This window comes from Mycobacterium sp. E3305 (assembly GCF_001666785.1).
GTDB lineage: Bacteria > Actinomycetota > Actinomycetes > Mycobacteriales > Mycobacteriaceae > Mycobacterium.
This window is the reverse complement of record NZ_LZJA01000157.1, coordinates 1-20,750: the sequence shown is the minus strand read 5'-3', so window position 1 is coordinate 20,750 and position 20,750 is coordinate 1. Positions and strand designations below refer to the sequence as shown.

At 69.6% G+C, this 20,750-nt stretch carries 18 protein-coding genes; 12 read left to right on the top strand and 6 right to left on the bottom strand.

Features of this window, described 5'->3' with window-relative positions:
• The first annotated feature begins 57 nt into the window (after window positions 1–57).
• The 3 genes from A5701_RS14865 (at window position 58) to A5701_RS14855 (ending at window position 2,896) form a co-directional block, all read left to right on the top strand.
• A complete protein-coding gene (locus A5701_RS14865; RefSeq protein ID WP_067754777.1) occupies window positions 58–930 on the top strand; it encodes an alpha/beta fold hydrolase in 873 nt (290 codons plus the stop codon).
• A gap of 63 nt (window positions 931–993) precedes the next feature.
• Complete coding sequence (locus tag A5701_RS14860) at window positions 994–2,364, top strand: cytochrome P450 (RefSeq protein WP_067754775.1); 1,371 nt, start codon at window positions 994–996, stop codon at window positions 2,362–2,364.
• 124 nt (window positions 2,365–2,488) lie between these two features.
• Complete coding sequence (locus A5701_RS14855) at window positions 2,489–2,896, top strand: hypothetical protein (protein ID WP_067754772.1); 408 nt, start codon at window positions 2,489–2,491, stop codon at window positions 2,894–2,896.
• Here the strand turns inward: A5701_RS14855 and A5701_RS14850 are convergent.
• On the bottom strand, window positions 2,866–5,121 hold the full coding sequence (locus tag A5701_RS14850; RefSeq protein WP_082969757.1) for an FUSC family protein: 2,256 nt from the start codon (window positions 5,119–5,121) through the stop codon (window positions 2,866–2,868). The two genes, A5701_RS14855 and A5701_RS14850, sit on opposite strands and share 31 nt — an antisense overlap.
• Window positions 5,122–5,229: 108 nt before the next feature.
• On the opposite strand from A5701_RS14850, the gene galT reads away from it, so the two are divergent.
• The 4 genes from galT (at window position 5,230) to A5701_RS14835 (ending at window position 8,518) form a co-directional block, all read left to right on the top strand.
• Complete coding sequence (galT, locus tag A5701_RS14845) at window positions 5,230–6,309, top strand: galactose-1-phosphate uridylyltransferase (RefSeq protein WP_197504985.1); 1,080 nt, start codon at window positions 5,230–5,232, stop codon at window positions 6,307–6,309.
• Complete coding sequence (locus A5701_RS14840) at window positions 6,306–7,397, top strand: galactokinase (protein WP_067754765.1); 1,092 nt, start codon at window positions 6,306–6,308, stop codon at window positions 7,395–7,397. Before galT ends, A5701_RS14840 begins: the two co-directional genes overlap by 4 nt.
• A gap of 81 nt (window positions 7,398–7,478) precedes the next feature.
• Window positions 7,479–7,853 (top strand): hypothetical protein, encoded by a 375-nt coding sequence (locus tag A5701_RS28925; RefSeq protein ID WP_156670099.1) that lies wholly within the window; start codon window positions 7,479–7,481, stop codon window positions 7,851–7,853.
• Window positions 7,838–8,518: a PAS and ANTAR domain-containing protein gene (locus A5701_RS14835; RefSeq protein ID WP_067754762.1), complete on the top strand. Its 681-nt coding sequence runs from the start codon at window positions 7,838–7,840 to the stop codon at window positions 8,516–8,518. The genes A5701_RS28925 and A5701_RS14835 overlap by 16 nt, the downstream gene beginning before the upstream one ends.
• Before the next feature lie 4 nt (window positions 8,519–8,522).
• Here the strand turns inward: A5701_RS14835 and A5701_RS14830 are convergent, their stop codons facing one another.
• Window positions 8,523–9,008 (bottom strand): hypothetical protein, encoded by a 486-nt coding sequence (locus A5701_RS14830; RefSeq protein WP_067754759.1) that lies wholly within the window; start codon window positions 9,006–9,008, stop codon window positions 8,523–8,525.
• Between the two features lie 61 nt (window positions 9,009–9,069).
• Window positions 9,070–9,744, bottom strand: a complete 675-nt coding sequence (locus tag A5701_RS14825) for an LpqN/LpqT family lipoprotein (protein ID WP_067754756.1) — start codon at window positions 9,742–9,744, stop codon at window positions 9,070–9,072.
• Between the two features lie 191 nt (window positions 9,745–9,935).
• Between A5701_RS14825 and A5701_RS14820 the strand changes: the two genes are divergently transcribed.
• Window positions 9,936–12,563: a GH92 family glycosyl hydrolase gene (locus A5701_RS14820; RefSeq protein WP_067754752.1), complete on the top strand. Its 2,628-nt coding sequence runs from the start codon at window positions 9,936–9,938 to the stop codon at window positions 12,561–12,563.
• Between the two features lie 16 nt (window positions 12,564–12,579).
• On the opposite strand, the gene A5701_RS14815 is transcribed toward A5701_RS14820, so the two are convergent.
• Window positions 12,580–14,955, bottom strand: a complete 2,376-nt coding sequence (locus tag A5701_RS14815; RefSeq protein WP_067754749.1) for a lysylphosphatidylglycerol synthase transmembrane domain-containing protein — start codon at window positions 14,953–14,955, stop codon at window positions 12,580–12,582.
• A gap of 158 nt (window positions 14,956–15,113) precedes the next feature.
• Here A5701_RS14815 and A5701_RS14810 point away from each other — a divergent pair, with 158 nt between their 5' ends.
• Both A5701_RS14810 and A5701_RS14805 read left to right on the top strand, forming a co-directional pair.
• The gene (locus A5701_RS14810; RefSeq protein ID WP_067754806.1) at window positions 15,114–16,061 is read left to right on the top strand and encodes a class I SAM-dependent methyltransferase; all 948 of its coding nucleotides are present in this window, start codon (window positions 15,114–15,116) and stop codon (window positions 16,059–16,061) included.
• Between the two features lie 173 nt (window positions 16,062–16,234).
• Window positions 16,235–17,158, top strand: a complete 924-nt coding sequence (locus A5701_RS14805) for an NAD(P)-dependent alcohol dehydrogenase (RefSeq protein WP_231972830.1) — start codon at window positions 16,235–16,237, stop codon at window positions 17,156–17,158.
• A gap of 56 nt (window positions 17,159–17,214) precedes the next feature.
• Here the strand turns inward: A5701_RS14805 and A5701_RS14800 are convergent, their stop codons facing one another.
• Window positions 17,215–17,982, bottom strand: a complete 768-nt coding sequence (locus A5701_RS14800) for a TVP38/TMEM64 family protein (protein ID WP_067754743.1) — start codon at window positions 17,980–17,982, stop codon at window positions 17,215–17,217.
• Between the two features lie 88 nt (window positions 17,983–18,070).
• Here A5701_RS14800 and A5701_RS14795 point away from each other — a divergent pair, with 88 nt between their 5' ends.
• Both A5701_RS14795 and A5701_RS14790 read left to right on the top strand, forming a co-directional pair.
• On the top strand, window positions 18,071–19,189 hold the full coding sequence (locus tag A5701_RS14795; RefSeq protein WP_067754740.1) for a DUF2235 domain-containing protein: 1,119 nt from the start codon (window positions 18,071–18,073) through the stop codon (window positions 19,187–19,189).
• A 13-nt stretch (window positions 19,190–19,202) separates the two neighbouring features.
• Window positions 19,203–19,763, top strand: a complete 561-nt coding sequence (locus tag A5701_RS14790) for a phospholipase D-like domain-containing protein (protein WP_067754737.1) — start codon at window positions 19,203–19,205, stop codon at window positions 19,761–19,763.
• Between the two features lie 13 nt (window positions 19,764–19,776).
• Here A5701_RS14790 and recD read toward each other — a convergent pair.
• The coding region (recD, locus tag A5701_RS14785; RefSeq protein ID WP_067754735.1) for an exodeoxyribonuclease V subunit alpha at window positions 19,777–20,750 on the bottom strand (974 nt) is incomplete at its 5' end.

Sequence of the window (20,750 nt, the reverse complement as noted above, 5' to 3'; positions counted from 1 at the left end):
CTCACAGATTCGCCCACACAGGCCTCTAAACGACGCCGGAGCGGGTACACCGGGGCCATGAACGAGTTGAAGTATCTCGAGCTGCACGGCGACCGGGTCGCCTACCGCGACGAGGGTGACGGCGAGGTGCTCCTGCTCATCCACGGCATGGCGGGCAGCTCAGAGACGTGGCGGTCGATCATCCCGCCGCTGGCCAAGAAGTTCCGGGTCATCGCCCCGGACCTGCTCGGCCACGGCGCATCGGCGAAGCCCCGCACGGACTATTCGCTGGGTGCGTTCGCGGTCTGGCTTCGCGATCTGCTCGACGAGCTGGGCGTCAGCCAGGCCACCTTGGTCGGTCAATCGCTCGGCGGCGGCGTCGCGATGCAGTTCGTCTACCAGCACCCCGACTACGCCAAGCGCCTGATCCTGATCAGCAGCGGCGGGCTGGGGCCCGACGTCGGCTGGGTGCTGCGGCTGCTGTCGGCGCCCGGGGCGGAGCTGGTGCTGCCCATCATCGCGCCCAAGCCGGTATTGGCCGTCGGCAATCGGCTCAGGTCGTGGTTGCGCGGGGCCGGCATCCACTCGCCGCGCGGGGCCGAAATGTGGAGCGCCTACTCGTCGCTGTCCGACGGCGAGACCCGGCAGTCGTTCCTGCGCACGCTGCGGTCGGTGGTGGACTACCGGGGCCAGGCGGTCAGCGCGCTCAGCAGGCTGCGGCTGCGCGAGGACCTGCCGGTGATGGCGATTTGGGGCGAGCGGGATGCCATCATCCCCGTCGACCACGCGTACGCCGCGCACGAGGCCCGCACCGACGCGCGGCTGGAAATCCTGCCCGACGTGGGTCACTTCGCTCAGGTCGAGGCGCCGAACCAGGTGGTGGAGCTGATCGAAGACTTCATCGCGACCGGCGACCGCCACGAGACGGATACCACCCAGCTGCGGATGTGAGCTGAGGGGGCGGCGCAAAGTAATTCCGCTCCGCCGCGCGGGCCCGTCGTAAAATGACGGGCGATGCGCAAAGCCGCGCGTTCCACGCTCCCGCCGGGGCCCCGGCTGCCCCGGGTTCTACAGGCCGCGTTGATGTTGCACCGCGGGTCGCACTTCGTTGCCGCCTGCCGGCGTCGTTATGGGAACGTGTTCACGCTGCGCGTCGCGGGGATGGGCACGCTGGTGTATTTGGCCGACCCGGCCGACATCAAGACGGTCTTCGCCGGCGACCCGCGCGTTTTCCATGCCGGAGAAGCCAATTCGATCTTGAGCGGATTGCTGGGCGAGAGCTCGCTTCTGGTGATCGACGAGGATGTCCACCGCGACCGGCGCCGGCTGATGCTGCCGCCCTTCCATCGGGACGCCGTCGCTCGCCAAGCCGGGCAGATGGCCGACATCGCCGCCGCCAAGATCGCCGAGTGGCCGGTGGGCAAGAGCTTCGCGGCCGCGCCCAAGATGTCGGAGATCACGCTGGAGGTCATCCTGCGGACGGTCATCGGTGCCACGGATCCGGCCCGGCTCGCCGCCCTGCGCGCGATCATGCCCCGGCTGCTCACGGTGGGCCCCTGGGCGACTCTGGCGCTGGCCAGGCCGGAGCTGCAGCGTTACCTCCCGTGGCGGGCGCTGCGGCGCCGGATGGCCGAGGCGGACCGCCTGCTCTACGCCGAGATCGCCGAGCGCCGCGCCGACCCCGACCTGGCCGAGCGCACCGACGTGCTGGCCATGCTCGTCCGTGCCGACGAGGGCGGGCACCCGATGTCGGACCGCGAGTTGCGGGATCAGCTGATGACGTTGCTGGTGGCCGGGCACGACACCACCGCGAACGGGTTGTCCTGGGCGCTCGAGCGGTTGACCCGCCATCCGGCCGTGCTGGCCAAGGCCACGGCCGCCGCCGAGGCCGGCGCCGGGGGCGATCCGGCCGGAGACGAGTATCTCGACGCGCTGGTGAAGGAGACGTTGCGGATCCGCCCGGTGGTCTTCGATGTGGGGCGGGTGCTCACCGAACCGGCCGACGTGGCCGGCTACCGGCTGCCGGCCAGGGTCATGGTGGCGCCCGGAATCGGGCTGGTGCACACCAGCGCCGCGGTTTATCCGGACCCGCACCGATTCGACCCCGACCGCATGCTGGGCGCCACCCTCACCCCGACGACCTGGTTCCCGTTCGGTGGCGGCAACCGCCGCTGTCTGGGCGCCGGGTTCGCCTCGGTCGAGATGCGCGTGGTGTTGCGCGAGATTCTGCGCCGGGTCGAGTTGTCTACCACGTCCGCGCCCGACGAACGCCAGCGGCTGAAATTCGTTGTCCTGGTGCCACATCGCGGGGCCCGCATTCGCCTGCGGGCGGTCAGGGACGTTCCCGCCGCGGCGCCCGCCGCCACCGAGGCCCCGGCCCGCTAGCTGTACTGCCCAGGCAGCTTCGACGTCGCCGTCGCAGTCCCTTTCGACTATTGGGATCGGTAGCAAACCCGGCGTGACCTAATGCCAGCACCATAAAGGCGAGCCTTGAAAGAAAAGAAGATTCATGAAAATCACAGCGATAGTCGCGTCCGGCCTCGTCGCCGTCGCGCTGGCGGCGGCCGGATGCGCGCAGGCCGAGACCGCGGCGGCGCCCGTCGGGAGCCAGTTCTACGCGCTGGCCCCCGCCCCGCAGCCCGATCCCGAGGCGGAGGTCGCCGAACTGCAGTGGCAGGTGAACGACCTGCACGACAACTGGGACAACCTCACCCCGGCGGAACGTCAGCAACGGCTGACGCAGCTGCAGCAGCAGTCCACCACGGTGTCGAACGACGTGCAGAACCTGCCTCCTGCGCAACGGCCCGGCGTCGAAATGCGGCTGTTGCAAACGATGCTGGCGCTGTTCGACCTGGTGCGAAAAGCCCAGGGGCCCAACCAGCCGTGCTATTTCCCCGCATGCCTGCCCGGCCTCTGAAACCCGTCGGTGTGAAATTCGGCCGCGGCGGTTTCGCGCCCGCCGAGGTTGGTGGCCGCGGTCACGACGGCCCGCTCGATCTGGCGCAGCGCGTGCACCGCGGTGAGTAATCGGCGGGTGTCGGGCATCGGTGATCCGGCCTCGCCGTCCCGCTGCCGGGCCAGCGTCTCCGCGGCGTCGAGCTCGTCTGCCGCCGACACCATGGTCGGCGCGCGGCCACTGCCGATGGCTGCGGCCAGCGCTTCGATGTTGCGCCGCGTCTGAGCCGCGGCCGCCGAAAAGGCCTGGGCCAGTTCGAAGGTGAGCGGCTGGGCCCCCAGCGGATCCTGGTATCGCTCGCTGCTACGCGCCAGGCTGCGCCCGTACCGGTCGCACGCGGCGAAGATGCGCAGGGCGCGGCGAATGCTGCGCCGGCCCGCCAGGCCGGCGACGCCCGCCAGCAGCGGCTTGGCGGTCACGCGGAACTGCTGGAGGTCCCGGTCCAGTTGGCGTGCCTGCTCGGACGGGCTCCCGCTCGCGTCGTCGCCGAGCATCGTCCCGGTCGACACCTCGACGAGCGCCGACAGGCTGGCGAGGAACGTTCGGGTGTCGTCGCGGATCGCCTCCCTGGTGTGCGTCGGCAACACGACCACGGCCACCGTCGCCCCGATCACCGCGCCGAGGGCGGTCTCTTCGATCCGCAACATCAGCACGCTGAACGAGAATTGCCCGAGCAGGCCGTACAGCAACGCCAGCATCGTCGTGATCCAGAAGGTCATCAGGCTGTACGTGACCGTCATGAAATAGAAGGCGCAGAACAGGCAGACGAAGATGCCGGCGAGCGCGGCCGTCTTGTCGCCGGCCAGCAGCGTGGCCACCAGCACGCCGCACGGCACGCCGAGCAGGGTGCCGAGCAGGCGCTGCCAGCCTTTGGTCAGGGTTTCGCCCCACGAGTTCGTGCCGGCGAAGATGACGAACGCGGCGATCACCGCCCAATACCAGCGGGCGGGTGACACCAGCTCGCCCGCGATGATCGCGAGCGACGCGGCGACGGCGACCTGGATGGCCTGCCGGGTGGTCGGCCGGAGGCCCTGCGACGGTGCCTCGTCGGCGGGCTCGGGGGTCGCGTCGGTCGGCGCGCCGTCCGAGGCAGGCGGGCGCTCGCTGTCCCGGTTCTCCAGGGCGCCCGCCTGGCCGGTCGCGGCGTGGTCGACAATGGCCCGAACGTCGGAAGTCGCTGTGGCGGCGTTGATTATCGCCAGGGCGAGGCGGCGCACGGCGGCGCTGCCCGGATCGTCACCGGCGGCGCCGCGCTGCTCGTCCAGCAGCCGTTGCGCCCGCGCGCCGGCTTGGCGGAGGCCGTCGGGCTCGGGCAGGCGGATGGCCCGCGCCAGCCCCGACAGCGCGTCGACGAGCGCGACCCGCGTCGGTGCGGGTATCGCGCTCGGGTCCTCCGACATCAGCGCCGCGGCCCGCCGCCCGGCCGTCGCCACCCACTCGATGGCCAGCTCCGCGTCCAGCAGCCAGGGGGCCAACTGTTCGGCGGTGACGCCAGGCCACAGCATCGCGGGGTCGGCCTTGTCCTCGATCTGGCTCTGCACCATCAGCGCGGTCTCGTTGAGCCGGGTGGTGCGCGCCCGCATCCGGCGCCTGCGCCGTTCGTCGAGGCGGCCGGTGCGGACGGCGTCCGCGGTGGTGTCGACGACGATCGCCATCCGCGCCCGCAACGCACGGACGGTCGCCCGCAGCACGCGGTCCGGCCGATCGGGCATGACGTAGGTGGTCATCACGAACGTGCACACCGTGCCCACCGCGACCGCCCCGATCATCCACGGCAGCTCCGAGACGCTCGCACGCAGATACAGCGTGAAGAAGTAGGACATGAAGGCGACCATGCCCAACGCCCGGCCGCGCGCCCCGAAGCGGCGGACGTAGGCGGCGGTGAACACGACGAGCACGAACACCGCGTCACTGACCACCTGGTGGGGCGCGAGCGCCGCCGCGGCCGCGATGGCCACGGCGGCGGGCACGGGCAGCAGCGCCATGGTGATCCGCTGCTGCCCCGGGTCCGGCTCGTTGACCGATCGCGAAGCGACCATCGTGATGACGACGCCCAGCAACGCGACCGTCAGCGGCTGCCCCGTCGCACGGGTCGCGGCGTACAGGACCAGCAGTGAACAGCCGAGCGCGGCCGTCGTCCGCGTCGCCATGCGCAGCCGGAGCAGACCGGGATCGGAGCCGACCACCCAGTTGCGCGCCTGTTCGTAGAAGTCGGTGATCGCCGCGCCCCCCTTCTGGCCTGCCGAACGCATCATGGGTTACCCGAACTTCGGCACAAGCTAGTCTTCGACATCGTGACAGCGCCGACGCGGGCCAAGCTGGCCGACGGCCGTGACCTGCTCTTCTTCGCGCTGCCCGGGCACCGCCCGGCGCCGGTCGACGACCGCAGGCCGCTGCCTGCGCGCGACGGTCAGCGATCCGAGCTGCGGTTCGACCAGACCACGGGGCAGTGGGTGATCGTCGCGGCGCTGCGCCAAGACCGCACCTACAAGCCGCCCCCCGACCAGTGCCCGCTGTGCCCCGGCCCGACCGGGCTGACCAGTGAGGTGCCCGCGCCGGACTACGACGTCGTGGTCTTCGAGAACCGCTTCCCCAGCCTGTCCGGCTCGGGTCCGGCGCCCGCGCTCCCGGGTGCCGGCTTCGTGTGCGCTCCGGGGCACGGGCGCAGCGAGGTGATCTGCTTCTCCAGCGACCACACCGGCTCCTTCGCCGGGCTGGACGTCGCGCACGCCCGGCTGGTCATCGAGGCGTGGCGGCACCGCACCGGCGAACTGTTGGCCGCGCCGGGCATCGAGCATGTGTTCTGCTTCGAGAACCGCGGCGAGGAAATCGGGGTGACGTTGACCCACCCGCACGGGCAGATCTACGGCTACCCGTATCTGACGCCGCGCACCGCCGCCATGCTGGGGCAGGCGCGCGAGCACCGAATGCGCCACGGTACCAACCTCTTCGGCGACCTACTGGCCGGCGAAATCGCCGACGGCAGCCGAATCGTCGCGCGCGATGACCTGTTCACCGCGTTCGTGCCCTTCGCGGCGCGGTGGCCGGTCGAGGTGCACATCTACCCGAACAGGTTCGTGCGCAACCTCACCGAACTCGGCGAGGACGAACGGGAGGGTTTCGCGCGGATCTACCTGGACATGCTGCGGCGATTCGACCGGATGTATTCCTCACCGCTGCCCTACATTTCGGCGTTGCACCAGTACGCCGACACCGACGCCCAGGCTGACGGCTACTTCCACGTCGAGTTGATGTCGATCCGGCGCAGCGCCACCAAGCTGAAGTACCTGGCGGCCTCCGAGTCGGCGATGGACGCGTTCATCAGCGATGTCACGCCCGAAAGCGTGGCTGAGCGGCTGCGTGAGCTCGGATGACCGTCCGCTACGCCGCCCCCGGGCGGGTCAACCTGATCGGCGAGCACACCGACTACAACCTGGGGTTCGCCTTGCCGATCGCGCTGCCGCAGCGCACGGTGGTGACGTTCAGGCCCGACGGCAGCGATGCCGTCACGGTGGGCAGTGACCGCGCGGACGGGTCGGTGCGGATCGCGCTCGACACCGTGCCCGGCGACGTGGCCGGCTGGGCCGCCTACGTCGCCGGGGTGGTGTGGGCACTGCGGCGCGCCGGCCACCCGGTGCCCGGCGGCGCGATGCGCATCACCAGCGACGTGGAGATGGGGTCGGGACTGTCGTCGTCGGCGGCGCTGGAGTGCGCGGCGCTGGGCGCGATCGCGGCGGCCGCCGGGGCACGCATCGACCGCATCGAGCAGGCGAGGCTGGCCCAGCGCGCCGAGAACGAGTACGTCGGCGCCCCAACGGGTTTGCTCGACCAGCTGGCGTCGCTGTTCGGCCGGCCGGCGACGGCGCTGCTGATCGACTTCCGCGATCTCACGGTCGAGCCGGTGGCCTTCGACCCGGACGCCGCCGGTGTCGCGCTGCTGTTGATCGACTCCCGTGCCCGCCACAGTCACGCCGGCGGCGACTACGCCGCGCGCCGCGCGTCGTGCGAGCGGGCGGCGGCGGAGCTCGGGGTGTCGTCGTTGCGCGAGATCGGCGTCCGCGGGCCCTCGGTCGTGGCCGCGGTCCGTGACCCCGTCGACGCCCGCCGGGCCCGCCACGTGCTGAGCGAGAATCAGCGGGTGCTCGACTGCGTAGCGGCCCTCCGCGACGCGGACTTCGGCGAAGCCGGGCGGATCTTCAACGCCTCGCACGCGTCCATGCGTGACGACTTCGAGATCACCACCCAACACATCGACCTGATCGCCGACACCGCGGTGGGGGCCGGTGCGCTGGGCGCGCGGATGACCGGCGGCGGGTTCGGCGGCTGCGTGATCGCGCTGGTGCCGGCCGACCGGACCGGCGCGGTCGACGAGGCGGTGCGACGCGCGGTACGCGACGCCGGTTTCGAGCGACCGGTAATCGCCCGGACCCGCGCCGCCGCCGGCGCGGGACCGTGGGATTGACCGAGCCCGCCCGACACGGCCCGTTCCGCACTTAGCGGCCATAGCTGTAACGCGCCCGCAGATAGCTGTAACGTAACGGCTATGCCGGGGATGACATGCGCGATGTGCGGGGCGGGTTTCTCGGCCCGGGCCGATGCCGTCTACTGCTCGCCGGCCTGCCGGCAGAAGGCCCATCGCGTTCGAGCGGCGCGCCGCACGGCCGCGCTGCGGGAAACCCTGCGGCGGCGCTCCGCGACCGGTGCGGGCGCGTATTCGGCCTCTACCCGGTCGCTGCAGCCTTCGGTCGCCAGCTCCATGCAGCGCTCGCGTCAGCAGCTCGACCGGGCGCGCGAACTATGCCGCGTGTCCGCGCTGCGGCTGCAGGAAAGCGACGCCATCCGGAAGGCGTCGCTCGAAGGGAGGGCGGGGTGGGCGGCAAAGTCGGAGACGGGGCGTGCGCTGTGGCGTGGGAACTAGACGGCCAGACGGCGGCGGTGGAGGAGGCCCTCGCCGGCGGCACGCCGCAGCGGGCCGGGTGGTTTCGCTTCTACTTCGAGGACCAGCGCTGGGAGTGGTCCGACTCCGTGTACCGGATGCACGGCTACGAACCCGGAACCGTCACCCCGACGACGGAGCTGGTGATCGCCCACAAGCACCCGGCCGACCGCAACCAGGTCGCCGCAACCATCAACGACATGGTCGAACACCGGCAGGCGTTCAGCACCAGGCACCGCATCGTGGACACTCGCGGCAACACCCACGACGTGGTCGTGGTGGGCGACCAATTCTGCGACAGCAACGGCGAGGTGATCGGCACCCACGGCTTCTACGTGGACGTCACCCCGGCGCGCAGCCGCAAGCGCGAGGAGAGCATCAGCGAGCAGGTGGCCGAGATCGCCGAGCGTCGCGGCGCCATCGACCGGACCAAGGGCATGTTGATGTTGGTTTACGGCGTCGACGAGCTGGCGGCGTTCAACCTACTCAAATCCCTGTCGCAGGTGCGCAACATGAAGCTGGGCGCGCTGGCCGAGCAAATCGCGAAGGACTTCTCGGAGTTGGGCAGGGAGGTCATCACGTCGCGCTCGCGGTTCGACCAGCGCCTGCTCACCGCGCACGATCGGGCCTTCGGCGCCGACAACTGAGCGGCTATCCCACCGGGATCAGGCGCACCGCTCCCAGGTGCATCCGGTCGACCGCCTCGGCGAACTCGTCGCGTGTCGGTATCCGGTGATCGCGGAACTTGAGCCCGATCATCCGCTGCGCGCGCTGGACGCCGTAGGACTCGGCGCAGCGCAGGAAGAGGTCGGACACCGTGGCCCGGTCGCGGATGAGCTCGCCGCGCATCGCGGTCGTCTTGCCGTCGTAGACGACCTGAGCGGGTGCGCCGTCGCGGAAGTTCTGCTTCCAGGGCGCGCCGGTCAGCGCGTAGAGCTGACCGTCAATCACATGGGCGCTCAACGGAATTGAGAACGGCCGGCCCGTTTTTCGCCCGGTGAAGCTCAGCACCATCAGCTGTTTGCGGGCGGGACCGGCCAGCGGGGTGCGCAACAGGAAACCCATCATCGGGTTGACGATGCGCATCAGCGCCGACGGGGGATGCCCGGCCTCTATCTGATGCGACTGCTCGGCCATGCGCTTACCGTAAGGCCAATCGGGCCCCCGGCCTAGGGCCGAGGGGCAGCACGGTCCTAGGTCACGGCGTGATCGTCGTCTGGTCGTCGATGATCTTCGTGACGTCCATCAGCGGGCCCTGATCGGCCTGCGGGCCCTCGGCGTTGAGTTGGAGCACGTAGACGGCGCCCTGGCTGGGGATCACCACCGTCTTCTGGGCGATGACACGGGTGGCGCCGTCCTTCTGATAGGTGCCCCCGATTTGCCACGCCTGGAAACCGCCGAGCGTCGACGCGCTGCCGTCGCCGCTGCCGTCGAACCCGGGCAGGTTCTGCACCTCGCCCGGCGCGTACTGGATGACCTTCGCCGGGTCGACGTTGCCCGACAGCCGGGAGAACAGCGCCGAGACGGTGGGCGCGTCGGCGGGGTTACTGGGCTGGGTCATGACGATGCCGCCATATGACGTGCCCGCGTTCTGGTTGAGCTGCCAGCCGTTGGGCACCGGCAGGTCGACGTTCGGGCCGGGATCGCCGTGATGGACGGGGGTCTCCGTGATGTGGTTGTCCTTCACGTAGTCGGCGATGGTGTATTTGGCTTTGGCGGCCGGTGCCGCGCTGGTCGCCGACGACGTGGTGGATGTCGAGGCGGATGTGGTCGTCGATGTCGTCGATTGATTGCCGGATTTGTGGTCACCGCCGCAACCGACGAGCGCCAAACTCAGCGCCACGGAAATGGTTGCTGTCGTCAAATGTTTCATCGATCCAATCTCCCGAAAATTGGGGCCGGTACCAGCGCCGGCCACGCCGAGACGACAGTAGCCGAAATGGCACCCGCGTTTGCCGATATTTATTTGAACTTTGGGCGCCGCCGTGATCGTCGAAGCAAATCGTTATCCAATTCGGTTGGAAAACGCCCACTCAATACACAGTTGTCCAGTAAGAGACAGGTATGCGGGCACGAAGGACCATCGTCGCGATTCTCGCGGCGTCGGTCGTCTTCATGGCGTTCATCGCTGCCGCGCCGCCGATGGCCTATGACGGCGAGCCCACATTGGTGGCCAGCCCGGTCGACCACGTCGCCACGCTCATCGGCACCGGGACGGGCGGCCGGACGGTGGGGGAGATCAACAACTTCCCGGGCGCCACCGTGCCGTTCGGAATGGTGCAGTACTCACCGGACACGGTGGGCAACTACGCCGGTTACAACTACGACAACCCGCGCGCGAGCGGGTTCAGCATGACCCACGCCTCGGTCGGCTGCGCGGCGTTCGGTGACATCTCGATGTTGCCGACCGGCAACGGAATTGGCATGCAACCCTGGAAGTCCTGGGAGCGGATCGCCCACGACGACACCGAACAGGGTGTGCCGGGCTATTACACGGTGCGGTTTCCGGATACCGGGGTGAAGGCCGAACTCACCGCCACGACGCGCACCGGCGTCGGCCGGTTCAGCTACCCGCACAACGGCCGCCCCGCCCTGCTTCAGGTGCGATCCGGCGCATCGCTGGCCGGCAACTCCCGCGCAACCATTCAGATCGGCGAGGACAACACGACGATCACGGGCTGGGCCACCAGTGGCGGATTCTGCGGCAAGAACAACACGTACACGGTCTATTTCGCGATGAAGTTCAGCCAGCCGTTCACCGCCTACGGCGCATGGGATGGCTTCGCGGTTTACCCCGGCGCCCGCAGCGCGAATTACCCGTACAGCGGCGGATACGTGCAGTTCCCGCCCGGCTCGGTGCTAGAGGTGCGTACCGCGATCTCCTACGTCGGCGTCGACGGGGCGCGGGCGAATTTGGCGGCCGAGGGCGGCGCAAGTTTCGACGACGTGCGCGCCGCGGCGTCGCGGGAATGGAATGCCAGCCTGTCACGCATCGCCGTCGCCGGCCGCAATGTCGACGACCTGGACACGTTCTACACCTCGCTGTACCGATCCCTGTTGCACCCCAACACCTTCAACGACGCCGACGGCCGATACGTCGGGTTCGACGGCGCCGTGCACACCGTGGCCGCGGGGCGGACGCAGTATGCCAACTTCTCCGACTGGGACACCTACCGCTGCCTCGCGGCGTTGCAGGCGCTCCTCTTTCCAGACCGGGCCGGCGACATGGCCCAATCGCTGGTGAACGACGCCGAGCAGAGCGGCGCGCTGCCGCGCTGGGCGTTCGCCAACGCCGCGACCGCGGAGATGAGCGGCGACAACGTCGTGCCGCTCATCGTGAACCTCCACGCGTTCGGGGCCGAGAACTTCGACACCCGAACGGCGCTGCGCTACATGGTGAATGCGGCGACGAAAGGCGGGGTCGGGCTGAACAAATACGTGGAGCGGCCGGGCATCGCCACCTACCTGGAGCGCGGCTACGCACCCTTCACGCAGGAATTCGGCCTCGACGGCTGGATCGCCGACGCGTCGATCACGCTGGAATGGTCGGTCGACGACTTCGCCATCTCGCGATTCGCCGACTCGCTCGGCGAGGACGCCACGGCCGCCGAATTCCAAGCCCGGTCGCAGTATTGGCAGAACCTGTTCAACCCGAGCACCGGTTACGTCTCACCGCGCAGCTGGACCGGATTCTTCCGCGACGGCCCGGGTTTCGTCGAGCCCCAGTCGAGTTTCGGCCAGATCGGCTACGACGAGGGCAACGCCGCGCAGTACGTCTGGTGGGTGCCGCACAACGTGGCCGGCCTGGTGACCGCGCTCGGCGGCCGTGACGCGGTGGCCGCGCGCCTCGACGCCTTCACCGAGAGACTCAACGTCGGGCCCAACGAGCCCTACCTGTGGGCCGGCAACGAACCGGGCTTCGGGGTGCCGTGGCTGTACAACTACATCGGTCAGCCGTGGAAGGCGCAACACACGGTCGACCGGGTGCGGGGCCTGTTCGGCCCGACGCCGGACGGCGAGCCCGGCAACGACGACCTCGGCGCGATGGCCAGTTGGTATGTCTGGGCGGCGCTGGGGCTCTACCCGAGCACACCCGGAACGGCGATCCTCACCGTCGGCGCACCGCTTTTCGACCGCGCGGTGATCGCGCTCCCGCACGGCAAAGCCATCCGGATCTCGGCGCCCGGCGCGTCCGGACCGTACCACCTCAGGTACATCAGCGGCCTGCGCGTCGACGGTCGCGCCACCGACAACACGTGGCTGCCCGAGTCGTTCGTCCGCACGGGGGGCGAACTGGCGTTCTCGCTGGGCGCTTACCCCGACAAGCATTGGGGTACAAGCGAATCGGCGGCGCCCCCGTCCTTCGGCGCGGGTGGTTCGGCGGTGACCGTCAACGTCGCCAACCCGGTGGTCACGATCGCGCCGGGGAGCACGGGCACGGTGAGACTCGACGCGCAACGGATGGCCGGCGACGGGGGTTACACGGTCACCGGCGCCGCCTCGGACCGCGGGATCACCGTGACGCCCACGGCTGGCCAATTCTCCGCCGACGGGTCGGCGACCGTCGACGTTCCGATCGCGGTCGCACGGTCGGTGCCCGAGGAGTACTACCTGGTCAACCTGACTTCCAGGGTCGGCGAAAGCGCCCGCACGTCAACGATTCTCGTGGTCGTGCAGGCAGGGAGCGAGTGAGCGCGCTCAGCGCCCGTTAGATCATCTCGTTCTTGGTCAGCCAGCGCATCACGGGCCAGCCGACAAACACGGGCAGCCAGCAGGTGAGCACCCGGTACAGCAGCACGGACGGCACCCCGACGGCCGCCGGAACGCCGAAGGCGGCCAGGCCACCGATCAGCGCCGCTTCGACGGCGCCGACGCCGCCGGGTGTCGGCGCGGCGGAGGCCAGTGTCCCGCCGACCATTGTGACCACGGTGACGGTGACGAACGTCGTGCCGCCGCCGAACGCTTCGACGCTGGCCCACAGCGCCAGCGCCGCGCCGAGAGTCGTTCCCGCGCAACCGAGCAGGATCAGCGCCAGTCGCCGCGGCTCGCGGGCCAGCTTCACCAGATCGCCGGTCACCTCGTTCAGCTTCGGGCGCACCTCGGTGGCCAGCCAGCGCCGCGACTTCGGCACGAACAGCAAGGTGCCGACGATGCCGAGTGCCACGCCCCCGATCAGGTACAGCATCGTGGCGCTCGGCACGAAGTGCGACAGGTGCATCGACGCGCCCGCGACCACGCTGAAGAAGATCAAGAGCAAGAGGTGCACGATCACCTGCACGGCCTGCTGCAGCGCGACCGCCGCGGTGGCTCGCATCGCCGACAGGCCGCTCTTTTGCAGATACCGGGTGGACAGCGCGAGCCCGCCGACGCCGGCTGGCGTGGTGGTCGCGGCAAAGGTGTTGGCCACCTGGACGAATGACAGCCGCCAATAGTTGACCGTCCCGTCGGTGCAGGCCCATAGGGCCGCGGCCGCGCCGAGGTACGTCAGCGCCGACACCGCCAAGCCGAGCAGCGCGTACCACCAGTTGGCGGACCTCAGCTGGGAGAAGAACGTGGGCGCGGTGCTGATGAAGGGATAGGCGACGTACACCAGCGCGCCGAAGAGCACCAGCTGGATGAGCTGGCTGCGGGTGAACCGGGTGATGGTCTCGGTCTTGATCTGGTCGGCCCCGGTCTGGCGCTTCACCTCCGCGCGGGCCGCCGAGATGACGGCGCCCGCATTCGGGACGGACCTCCGAATGAGCCGCGGCACAGCCACTTTCGTCAACCGACGCGACGCGCTCAGGATGGTGTCCCTGTCGAACGCGTCGATGGCCGCGGCCACCGCCGATTTGGGGTCATACAGGGCGGAGGTGGTCACCAGCAGCTGCGCGATGTCGGATTGCAGTTGGGCCTCGCTGGCACCGTATTCGGCGTTGTGGAAGCCACCGAAGCGCACCGTGCCCTCATCGAAGGTGATCTCGTTGGCGCGCAGGTCGCCGTGGGCGATCTGCTGGTCGTTGAGCCTGCGCAGCGACCTCCACACCCGGTCCACGGGGGTCGACTGTGCGCACCGACCGAGCGGCAGGCCGTGGGGTGGCTTGTGCGAGTACAGAATCCAGCCTCGGTCGAGGGTGGCGACGGCGATCGTCGAGGTGTTCGCCAGGTCCACCTCCCCGATGGCGATCGTCATCAGGGCGCGGTGCTCGACGGCGCGGCGCATCGAGGTCACCAGCGGCGCGGTCTCGGTGTCGCGCAGCCGCAGCTTTATCCAGAGCTGCCTTAGTGCGCCGCCACTGCGCTGATGCGGTCCGTACAACTCGACGACCGCGGCGCCGTCTGGCTCCGCACAGCCGGCCGAGAGGACGAGCGGGCCGCGGCCGGCCGGGCGGACCACGGTGAGCCGGGTGACCACGAACCCGCGCCTTGCCATCGCGCGGACCGCGGCCTCGAGCGGCACCTCGAGCGCGGGGGTCCCGACCACGAGCACCACCAGCGAGCCGACCAGCCACCCGACCGCCAGGCCCAGCAGGGCGCGCGCCGGCACGATGGCGCTGACCACCAGGTGGATCGGCACGAAGGCCAGCAGCAGCGCCCACCACCAGTGCCGCCACCGCGCGGGCAGCCACGGCCCCGAGACGGTCAGCACCGCCGCCAGCATGCCGATCCAGCGCGGGTCGTCGAGGAACTGGCCCAGCACGGTCTGCAGCCGCTCGGAGAGGTCGAAGTGCCAGCGGGGCGCCGAAAACCCGTTGCCGCCGATCGACAGCGGTAGCGCCGCGAGCACCGCGGCGGCCGCGTACGCCCCGAGCAGCTTCCACTGCCGGCCGACGACCAGGCCGATCAGGATCATGAACGGCAGGGCCAGGATCGCCACGCCGTACGCGAGGTACACCAAATCGGACTGCCGCGGGGAGAGCACGCCGACGATCTGCGAGATCGACTTCTCCAGCGCGTCCCACTGCGGCCGGGTGATCAGCGAACTCGTGATCACCACGGCGAGGAAGGTCGCGCTCGCCGCGAGCCGCAGGATGTCGTTGGTGCGGCGGGTCAGCGGCTGCAGCAAGCTGCCGGAAACGATGACCTCGCGCCCGTCGACTCGCATGGTGTAACGATCCTTCGGATCCGTTCGGCGCCGCAAACAATTGCCGCTTGCCGGCTCGCCGACAACTTAACCGGATAGCCGGTTACGCGATAGCTCCCACCCATCCGGCGCGCGTACGGTCGAGTATGTAGGCGAACTATCGATTCGAGGGGATGCGCGTGGCCAGGACCGAGAACGACAGCTGGGAGATCACCGAGAGCGTGGGGGCCACCGCACTGGGCGTGGCGTCGGCGCGCGCCGCGGAGACGCGAAGCGACAACCCGTTGATCCGGGACCCGTTCGCGCAGGTCTTCCTCGACGCCGCAGGCGACGGGGTGTGGAACTGGCATTCGGCACCGCAGCTACCGGACGAACTCATCGAGGCCGAACCCGAATTGCCGCTGCAGATGCAGGCGATGGTCGGCTACATGGCCTCGCGGACGGCGTTTTTCGACGAGTTCTTCCTCGCCGCGACGCGCGCCGGAATTCGTCAGGCGGTGATCCTGGCCGCGGGCCTGGACGCGCGGGCTTGGCGGCTGTCCTGGCCGGACGGGACGACGACCTACGAGCTGGATCAGCCCCGGGTGCTGGACTTCAAATTGTCGACGCTGACCGAACACGGGGCAGAGCCCGCGTGCAACCGGGTCGCCGTCCCGGTCGACCTGCGCCACGATTGGCCGACGGCCTTGCGCGACGCGGGTTTTGACCCGTCGGCGCCCAGTGTGTGGTCCGCCGAGGGGCTGATGCCCTACCTGCCGGCCACCGCCCAGGAGCTGCTGTTCGACCGCGTGCACGCGCTCACCGCCCCCGGCAGCCGGGTGGCCGTGGAGGCGCTCGGACCGAAGTTCCTCGACCCCGAGTTCCGCGCCAAGCGTCGCGAGCGGATGGACCGGGTCCGCGCGCTGATGGCGCGCGTCGACCCGGACCGGCAGGTGCCGAGGACCGACGAGCTGTGGTACTTCGAGGAGCGCGAGGACGTCGGCGACTGGTTCCGCCGCCACGGCTGGAGCGTGACGGTCACGCCGGCCGACGAGCTGATGGCCGGCTACGCGCGCACGGCGGCCACGGAGGTCGCGGATGCGGTGCCGGGCAACCTGTTCGTGGCCGCGGAGCGCCCGCAGAGCTAGAGCAGGGCGCGGCATCCGCGGTAGTGGATCGCGCGCTCACGTGGTCACGCCCTAGCGCACCGCCCCAGGTAAGGAGCGCCCCGATGCGGGTATACCGATTCGACAACTCACGTGGACTCGACGGTCTGGAGATGAGTGACGAGCCCATCCCCGCCCCGCAACGCGGTGAACTGTTGCTCAAGATCCGGGCGGTGTCACTGAACTATCGCGACATCGCGATCCCGCTGGGGCGCTACGTGCGCGACAGCAAGTCCGGTCTCGTGCCGTGCAGCGACGCTGCCGCCGAAGTGGCCGAGGCCGGTGAAGGCGTTGACGACTACCACCCGGGCGACCGCGTCATGAGCATATTCCAGCCCAGGTGGTTCGGCGGCCCGCTACCGGCGACGGCGAACTCCGACAGCTACGGCAGCGGGCAAGATGGCTGGCTCACCGAATACAAAGTGGTATCGCGGGAATCGGTGGTAGCCACGCCGGACGCCTTGACCGACGAACAGGCAGCGACACTGCCCTGCGCGGCTGTCACCGCCTGGAATGCGCTGGGCGGCCCCACGCCGATCCGCGCCGGCCAGACTGTGTTGACCCTCGGTTCGGGCGGTGTCTCCGTCTTTGCCCTTCAACTGGCCAAACTGCTGGGTGCTCGGGTCATCGCGACGACGTCGAGCCTCGAGAAAGCACGGGCCCTGACGGCGTTGGGGGCCGACGATGTCATCAACTACCGCGACCACCCGCAGTGGAGTGAGCGGGTCCGCGCCCTGACCGACGGCCGAGGCGTCGATCGCGTCGTCGAAGTCGGCGGCCCAGCCACCATCGACCAGTCTTTACGGGCGGTCGCGATTGGCGGAGAGGTGACGCTGATTGGCTTCCTCAGTGAAGCCAACCCCGGCATCGACTACTTCCTCCTCAAGGGCGCCGGCGCGACAACCCGGTCGATCACGGTCGGGGACCGCGGCGATACGCAGGAACTGGTGCGCGCAGTCGGCGCCACGGGAATGCAGCCGGTGATCGACCGGGTTTTCGAATTCGATGATGCCGCAGCGGCGTTCAACCGAATCGCGGAAGGCGCGCACCTCGGGAAGATCGTCATCCGAGTGGGCTGACCAGCGTCGGGGGTTGCCTCGCTGCCTCGAGCCGCTCACCACCGCGACGCTGTCATCTATCGGTGGCGGCCGGACCGCTGAGGTGCATCGTCGTCGCCGCCCTCTCCTTGGGCGCCGCGCGCGTGGGCGCGCCACCGTTGAAATCCGCGGCGCGCGGCGAACGCGCCGACGATCGCCGACACGCACCACACCGCGATCGCCGCGTACGCCAACGGCGACGATCGGTTGCCGATCGACGCGCCCAGCGCGGTGTAGACGAACGCGCGCGGCACGGAACCGACGAACGAGCCAATGACCATCTGCCACAAGGGCACCCCGAACGCCCCGAAGGCATACGACGCGAGCGCATCGGAGATGCCCGGGACGAATCGCTGGCCGACGACCGCCCACAGCCCGCGCCGCTCGATAAGCGCGTCGATGCGGTCGGTGCGTTTGGTGCCCAGCAGCGCCCGGGCGCTGTCGCGCCCGGCCCGCCGGCCGATGAGGCTCGCGACGATCGCGGTGCCTACCGTCGCGCCGAGCGTCACGAAGATGCCGAGGAGGGGGCCGAACAGCAGTCCGCTGGCCGCGGCCAGGATCGAGCCCGGCACGAACAGCGCGCCGAGCACGGCCGACGCCAGCACGTAGGCCAGCGGCGCGGCCGGCCCCGTCGCGGAGACCACGCGTCGCACGTCGTCCACGTGGATGACGCGCGCGATGGCCACCAGGTAGAACATCAGGAGCAGGAAGGCGACGAACACGCCGAGGCGCACGATGTGGACGCGCCGGGATGCGGGTGCCGGTGTCGGCGCGGAGTCGTCGTCGTCGTCGTTGTTGTTGTCCATGCTGACCGCGATTCTTCCGCACCGTGCGCGGCCGTCGTAGAGTGCCACACATCAGGGAGTCGCATACCTGTGAGAGGCGTTCTTCGAGATGTCCGAGCACCCTGAGCGACCGCGCGGCAAGCGGATCGTCGTCTGCCTCGACGGCACCGCCAACCAGATCGGGGCCGGCAACCTCACCAATGTCGCCAAGCTGTTCGAGATGTTGGACAAGGACGATCCGGCCGCCCAACTCGCCTACTACGACCCCGGCGTCGGCACGCTGGCGCCCGCATCGGCGCACTCGTCGCTGTCGCGCACAATCGACCTGCTGATCGAGAAGGCGTTCGGCCTGGGCCTGAAAGGCAATGTGGCGCAGGCGTACCGGTACGTGATGCAGCACTGGCGCCCGGGCGACGCGCTCTACATCTTCGGCTTCAGCCGCGGCGCCTACACCGCGCGCGCGTTGGCCGGCATGCTGCTGCGGCCGGGGTTGCTGCGGCCCGGTTCGGAGAACCTGCTGCCGTACGCGGTCGAAAAGTACGCCATCAACCGATATTTCACCGAGGACGAGTACGCCCACTGGGCCGAGTTCGCCCGCGCGTTCTGCTGGCGCACCGAGGGCGAGCCGCTGTTTTCGACTGTGCGGCAGAACAGCCCAAATCAGGTCTGGCACCACGCGGTGCCGGTCGCCTACCTCGGCCTGTGGGACACCGTGAAGGCGGCCGGCTTCCTGAGGTTCGGCAACCTGCGCTGGCCCTACACCCGCTCGCTGCCCAACGTCGCGCGCATCCGCCACGCCGTCTCGATCGACGAACGTCGCCGGCCCTATCGCGAATACCTTGTCGAACGCCATCCGCTGGGGCTGGAGGAACGCTGGTTCGCCGGCGTGCACGCCGACGTCGGCGGAACGTTCATGCCCGATCACCGGCTCGCGACGATCGCGCTGAAGTGGGTCACCGACGGAATCGCCGGCGAACTCGCGATCGACGCAGCGGCCTACCGGCAGCAGTGCGCGGTGACCGAAGACTTCGCGGACGCGCCGATCCACCACAACGGCAAGCTCTGGTACCTGGTCGGCTGCCGGCGCCGGCCGATGGGTCCCGACGCGCTGGTGCATCCGAGCGTGCTGGTGCGCCGTCGCGACAACCCCGGCTACTTACCGAACCTGACCGAGGAGGCGCAACGGCTCAGCGCCGACCCGGCCGACTGGACGTCTCCCGCGATGTAAAGGAGAAACCGCCATGGCACTGCGTTCGCTCGCCGAGTTGGACCAATACAAAGCCGCGCCGTTCCCGCCCGGCTACCCCGACGACACGCGAACCTTCTACAGCCCGGTCGACCAGGTGCACGAGGCGCTCAAGGCCCTGCTGACGGCGGCCAACAAAAGCATCGTGGTGGCGATGTACGGCTACGATGACGCCGAACTGAATTCGGTGCTGCAGTCGGCGCTGAAGGACGAAAAGATGTACGTGCAAATGAGTCTCGACTCCACCCAGGCCGCGGGGAAGTCGGAGCGGGCTCTGCTGGCCCCGTGGCTCAATGACAAGATCGGCAACAGCATCGCCATCGGGCACAGCGAGAAGTCGGCGATCATGCATTTGAAGATGGTGATCATCGACGGCGTCGACGTCATCACCGGTTCGACCAACTGGTCCACCGGCGGAGAATCCAAGCAGGACAACCAACTCACCGTGATCCGCGACCCGTATGTCTGCGCGGAGGCCCGTTCGCGGATCGACATCATCCACGACGTGATGCTCAAGCAGATGGCCGCCGGCGCGCAATCCGGAGGCGCGCACTAGGGCGACGCCGCACTCAGGACGACTGCAGCCGCTGGGCCAGCCCGCTCGCGCGCACCGCCCGGCGGTCGATGGCCGCCCGCACCGACGCCTCGGTGCCGGCCACCCGGACCTTGGCCTTCGCCCGGGTCACGGCCGTGTAGAACAACTCCCGGGTCAGCAGCCGCGAATCCTCCGGCGGCATCAGCACCGTCACCTCGCCGGCCTGGCTGCCCTGGCTCTTGTGGATCGTCATGGCGTGCATGGTCTCGATGTCCGTGAGCCGGCTGGTCGCGAAGCTCAACGTTCCGGTGGCGCCGGCGATGACCGCCCGCAACCCGTCGTCGCCGACCACGACCACCCCGGTGTCGCCGTTGTAGACCTTGAGCCCATAGTCGTTGGCGGTCACCAACAATGGCCGGCCCGCATACCACGCGGACGACGGTTGCTGACCAGTCTCCTCCGCGAGCCAGCGCTCTACCTGCCGGTTCCAGTGCCCCACTCCGTAGGGGCCCCGCCGGTGCGCGCACAACAGCCGGTGCTCGTCGAGTGACGCCAGCGCCGCCCCGGTGGCGCCGAGGACGGCGGCCTGCCGCACCCGCAGCGCGTGCGATACCAGCACCGGGCGCAGCCGGTCGGCCGGCCCGTCGGAATCGAGCCACTCGACGTGCTCGCCGCCGGCCCGCAGCAGCCCCATCACGCGGTCCGCGTCGCCGACCCGGATCGCCTCGGCCAGCGCGCCGATCGACTCGCCGAATCGATGCGGTGTGCGCAGCGCCGCCACCCGCACGTCGGCTCGCGCCGTCAGCCCGTCCACCAGGTCGGCCAGCACCGCGCCGGCCTCCACCGAGGCCAGCTGGTCGGGGTCGCCCACCAGGATCAGCCGCGTATCGGGCCGCACCGCCTCCAGCAGCCGGGCCATCATCGTCAGCGACACCATCGACGTCTCGTCCACGACGATCACGTCGTGCGGGAGCCGGTTGCCGCGATTGTGCTTGAACCGCACCGACG